The 5925-nt window shown below is 48.3% G+C and carries 2 tRNA genes and 2 rRNA genes; all 4 read right to left on the bottom strand.

Annotated elements, in window-relative coordinates:
- Positions 1–139 precede the first annotated feature (139 nt).
- Positions 140–3016, bottom strand: a 23S ribosomal RNA gene (locus AC1RJ8_RS25075).
- A 366-nt stretch (positions 3017–3382) separates the two neighbouring features.
- Positions 3383–3456 (bottom strand) — tRNA-Ala (locus tag AC1RJ8_RS25070).
- An 84-nt stretch (positions 3457–3540) separates the two neighbouring features.
- Positions 3541–3615 (bottom strand) — tRNA-Ile (locus tag AC1RJ8_RS25065).
- Between the two features lie 252 nt (positions 3616–3867).
- Positions 3868–5389 (bottom strand): 16S ribosomal RNA (locus AC1RJ8_RS25060).
- The 16S and 23S rRNA genes sit together here with 2 tRNA genes alongside, the layout of an rRNA operon.
- Positions 5390–5925: the final 536 nt, after the last annotated feature.

Here is a 5925-nt window from a genome sequence, read left to right as displayed (position 1 = left end):
AATATTTTTAAATAAGGTTGAGGGAGCGAGGGTTTAAGGGAGGGAGGGTTGCCTTCCGCCTTTCCACCTTCGGCCTTCCAGCCTTAAATGACATATTATTGAAAGAAGTTATTATGAAGAACAAACAACAGTCTGTTTGCTTTGAAAGCTTCGGATGATTAGTACTACTCGACTGTGCTGTCGCCAGCTTTACATCTGTAGCCTATCAACGTAGTAGTCTGCTACGGTCCTATATGGAATTCTCATCTCGTGGCTAGTTTCGCACTTAGATGCTTTCAGCGCTTATCTATTCCCAGCGTAGCTACTCTGCAATGCCCCTGGCGGAACAACAGATTCACTAGAGGCTAGTCCAACCCGGTCCTCTCGTACTAAGGTCAGCCCCACTCAAAATTCCTACGCCCACAACAGATAGGGACCGAACTGTCTCGCGACGTTCTGAACCCAGCTCGCGTGCCACTTTAATCGGCGAACAGCCGAACCCTTGGGACCTTCTCCAGCCCCAGGATGTGACGAGCCGACATCGAGGTGCCAAACCTCCCCGTCGATATGAGCTCTTGGGGGAGATCAGCCTGTTATCCCCAGCGTACCTTTTATCCTTTGAGCGATGGCCCTTCCATGCAGAACCACCGGATCACTATATCCGTCTTTCGACCCTGATCGACTTGTCTGTCTCACAGTCAAGCAAGCTTATGCTATTGCACTCCGCGTACGGTTACCAAGCGTACTGAGCTTACCTTTGAAAGCCTCCGTTACCTTTTTGGAGGCGACCACCCCAGTCAAACTACCCATCAAACAATGTCTCCCCATTAAGGGGATTAGACACCGAATACAGAAAGGGTGGTATTTCAACGTTGGCTCCACGACGCCTAGCGACGCCGCTTCAAAGCCTCCCACCTATCCTACACATCCTGTATCCAATGTCAATGTTAAATTGTAGTGAAGGTGCATGGGGTCTTTCCGTCCCGTTGCGGGTACCCGGCGTCTTCACCGGGACCACAATTTCACCGAGCTCATGGCTGAGACAGCGCCCAGATCGTTACACCATTCGTGCAGGTCGGAACTTACCCGACAAGGAATTTCGCTACCTTAGGACCGTTATAGTTACGGCCGCCGTTTACTGGGGCTTCGATTCAATGCTTCTCCTTGCGGATGACATCCCCTCTTAACCTTCCAGCACCGGGCAGGTGTCAGGCCTTATACCTCATCTTTCGATTTTGCAAAGCCATGTGTTTTTGTTAAACAGTCGCCTGGGCCTTTTCACTGCGGCTGACATTGCTGCCAGCGCCCCTTCTCCCGAAGTTACAGGGCCATTTTGCCGAGTTCCTTAGCCATGATTCACTCGAGCACCTTAGAATCCTCTTCCCGGATACCTGTGTCGGTTTGCGGTACGGGTTTTTATAACCTGAAGCTTAGCGGTTTTTCTTGGAAGTCTGATTACCTGCGCTATCCGCTTACCCGAAGGCTTGCGGTACTATCAGCTTTCAGCATCGTTGGCGGATTTGCCTACCATCGATATACCTACGGCCTTTAACGATCTATTCCGTCAGATCGCGGCAGTGTCACTACTCCGTCCCCACATCGCAGTTATAAAAAGTACTGGAATATTAACCAGTTGTCCATCGAATTTCCCCTTCGGGTTCTCCTTAGGTCCCGACTGACCCTGATCCGATTAGCGTTGATCAGGAAACCTTATCCTTTCGGTGGGCGGGTTTCTCTCCCGCCTTATCGTTACTTATGCCTACATTTGCTTTTCTAGAAGCTCCAGCACCCATTACCAGATACCTTCGCTGCCGCTAGAATGCTCCCCTACCGATATATTTCAATCCCATAGCTTCGGTGAACAGTTTAATGCCCGTTTATTATCCATGCCCGATCGCTCGACTAGTGAGCTGTTACGCACTCTTTAAATGAATGGCTGCTTCCAAGCCAACATCCTAGCTGTCTGTGCAATCGGACCTCGTTAGTTCAACTTAACTGTCACTTGGGGACCTTAGCTGATGGTCTGGGTTCTTTCCCTCTCGGCGCGTGACCTTAGCACCCCGCGCCTCACTGCAGACCATATTTCATAGCATTCGGAGTTTGTCTGGATTTGGTAGGATTTGACTCCCCCGCACCCAATCAGTAGCTCTACCTCTATGAAACTTAATGTCCACGCTGTTCCTAAAAACATTTCGGGGAGTACGAGCTATTTCCCAGTTTGATTAGCCTTTCACCCCTACCCACAGATCATCCGGAAACTTTTCAACGTTTATCGGTTCGGTCCTCCAGTACGTGTTACCGCACCTTCAACCTGTCCATGGGTAGATCACAAGGTTTCGCGTCTACCCCCTCTGACTATACGCCCTATTCAGACTCGCTTTCGCTTCGGATCCGTGCCTGAAGCACTTAACCTTGCCAGAGAGGAGTAACTCGTAGGCTCATTATGCAAAAGGCACGCCGTCACGCAACTTGTACGCTCCGACCGCTTGTAAGTACACGGTTTCAGGTTCTATTTCACTCCCCTGTTCGGGGTTCTTTTCACCTTTCCCTCACGGTACTGGTTCACTATCGGTCTCTCAGGAGTATTTAGCCTTACCGGATGGTGCCGGCAGATTCCCACAAGGCGTCTCCGACCTCGCGGTACTCAGGATACTGCTAGGCCAGCATTCTATACGTGTACCGGGCTATCACCGTGTATCGCTGGGCTTCCCATCCCATTCCACTTCTGTTTGCTGATGCCATGTTGCAGTCCTACAACCCCCACTTTGCCGTAACAAAGTAGGTTTGGGCTCTTTCCCTTTCGCTCGCCACTACTTAGGAAATCATTGTTATTTTCTCTTCCTCTGCTTACTTAGATGTTTCAGTTCGGCAGGTTTGCTCATTATATGTGACATGTCTTCAACATGCCGGGTTGCCCCATTCGGAAATCTTCGGATCAATTCCTATTTGCAAATACCCGAAGCTTATCGCAGCTTATCACGTCCTTCATCGCCTCTGAGAGCCAAGGCATCCCCCGTGTACTCTTTATTACTTTCTTCTACTCATACGCCTTTTGCGCCGTATGGTATGCTTTTTTTGCTCTTGTTATGATGTCTCATACTCATTGGTCTCTTGCGATCCCTTTAAGTGAGCACAAACACAACAGTCGCCTATTGTTGTTTGCTCTTCTTTTTAACTTCTTCCAATATGTCAAAGAACTTTACTAAGGTTGAAGATCGAGGGTATAAAGGTAGAGGGTTTCATTGTCCCCTAACTAAGCCCCGTTTCAGCCTTATTAGTAAAAACTGCGGTCTCGAACCGTTTCAGATGTTTTCTTTGTTACATCCGTGCCCCGTGGCGTTTCTTCTTAATCTTTATGTCAATGTATATTATCTATCCCGATAATAAGGTGTTTATTCTGTTGTGGAGAATAACGGAGTCGAACCGTTGACCTCCTGCGTGCAAGGCAGGCGCTCTAGCCAGCTGAGCTAATCCCCCAGATTTTAGTTACCAGTTAACAGTTGCCGGTTGCCAGTTATAAAAACTGTATACCGTAAACCGCCAATTGAAAACTCAAACGTGTAGTCCCGTCCAGATTTGAACTGGAGACCCCTACATTATCAGTGTAGTGCTCTAACCAGGCTGAGCTACGGGACTTTGCTTTTAGGCAGCATCTGATGCAGTATATAGTATCTTACCGCTACCGCTTTCCTTTGCTTACCTCAGCTTTGTTCCGTTATGCTATACCTTTATAGTATGCACACCGTTGTCTTCTGGGTGTTTCTTTTTTTCTCTTTTTAGTATAAAGTCATCAGTATCAAGTATCAGGACCTTATGCCTTATTACCCTCTACCTTATACCTTAGTTAGAAATATCATGTTGCGTGGCGAGTAGGCGGTGCTACTCCAGAAAGGAGGTATTCCAGCCGCACCTTCCGGTACGGCTACCTTGTTACGACTTAGCCCCAGTTATCGGTTTTACCCTAGGACGCTCCTTGCGGTTACATACTTTAGGTACCCCCAACTTCCATGGCTTGACGGGCGGTGTGTACAAGGCCCGGGAACGTATTCACCGCGTCATTGCTGATACGCGATTACTAGCGAATCCAACTTCATGGGGTCGAGTTGCAGACCCCAATCCGAACTGTGAATGGCTTTGTGAGATTCGCATACCGTTGCCGGCTAGCTGCCCTCTGTACCATCCATTGTAGCACGTGTGTAGCCCCGGACGTAAGGGCCATGATGACTTGACGTCGTCCCCTCCTTCCTCTCTGTTTGCACAGGCAGTCTGTTTAGAGTCCCCACCATAACGTGCTGGCAACTAAACATAGGGGTTGCGCTCGTTGCGGGACTTAACCCAACACCTCACGGCACGAGCTGACGACAGCCATGCAGCACCTAGTTTCGTGTGATTGCTCACTCATTTATCTCTAAATGATTCACTAACTTTCAAGCCCGGGTAAGGTTCCTCGCGTATCATCGAATTAAACCACATGCTCCTCCGCTTGTGCGGGCCCCCGTCAATTCCTTTGAGTTTCACTCTTGCGAGCGTACTCCCCAGGTGGAACACTTAACGCTTTCGCTTAGCCGCTGACTGTGTATCGCCAACAGCGAGTGTTCATCGTTTAGGGCGTGGACTACCAGGGTATCTAATCCTGTTTGATCCCCACGCTTTCGTGCCTCAGCGTCAATAAGACCATAGTAAGCTGCCTTCGCAATCGGTGTTCTGAGACATATCTATGCATTTCACCGCTACTTGTCTCATTCCGCCTACCTCTAGTCCATTCAAGCCCATCAGTATCAAGGGCACTGCGATAGTTGAGCTACCGTCTTTCACCCCTGACTTAACAGGCCGCCTACGCACCCTTTAAACCCAATAAATCCGGATAACGCTTGGATCCTCCGTATTACCGCGGCTGCTGGCACGGAGTTAGCCGATCCTTATTCTTCCGGTACATTCAGCACATTACACGTAATGTGGTTTATTCCCGGATAAAAGCAGTTTACAACCCATAGGGCAGTCTTCCTGCACGCGGCATGGCTGGTTCAGAGTTGCCTCCATTGACCAATATTCCTTACTGCTGCCTCCCGTAGGAGTCTGGTCCGTGTCTCAGTACCAGTGTGGGGGGCCATCCTCTCAGATCCCCTAGTCATCGTCGCCTTGGTGGGCCGTTACCCCGCCAACTAGCTAATGACACGCATGCCCATCTTCATCCCATAAATGTTTGATCATTGGATAATGCCATCCTGTGATTTTATGCGGTATTAATCCGGATTTCTCCGGGCTATCCCCCAGATAAAGGTAGGTTGCATACGCGTTACGCACCCGTGCGCCACTTTCGATAAGAGCAAGCCCTTATCTATCGTTCGACTTGCATGTATTAGGCCTGCCGCTAGCGTTCATCCTGAGCCAGGATCAAACTCTCCATTGTAAAATGTGTTGTAAGATGCTGACCAGTTTTAACTATTGTTAAAAATAGTCTTCTTTTTTGTTATGTTGTCTGTTAGACACCACCTTTAAAATAAAGCTACGCAATCATGTACTTTGATCAGTACTCCATTACCTCGCTACGCTACATTGACATCTCTTTTAAGAACTTGCTGACCTGGTAAGCCTCACGGCCGGTCATTTATATATCTTCAAACTTCAGTTCGTTCAAGTCTTGTTCGTCTTAAACATGTTTCCGTCTGTTTCAATTTTTTTTTCTGTTTGCTTTCTGCAACATCCGCCGCTCAGCTTTTTCCCTTTCCTTTCGGTTGGGAGTGCAAAGGTAAGGATCTTTTTTAAACTTCCAAATAAAATAAATTTTATTTTTTAAGCCCTCTTTTTCTTCTTTCCCCTTATTTCAATATGCCGTCTTTAAACCGGCTTTCCGTCCTTCCGAACCGGGCTGCAAAGGTAGCAATCTTTTCCGCTCCCGCAATATTTATTTTAAAATAAATACCGCTCTCCATCTCGCTATGCCAT

Source organism: Pedobacter sp. GW822-FHT03F06 (assembly GCF_058801365.1).
Note: the sequence above shows the minus strand (reverse complement) of the source record. Positions and strands in the feature narration are given on the sequence as shown.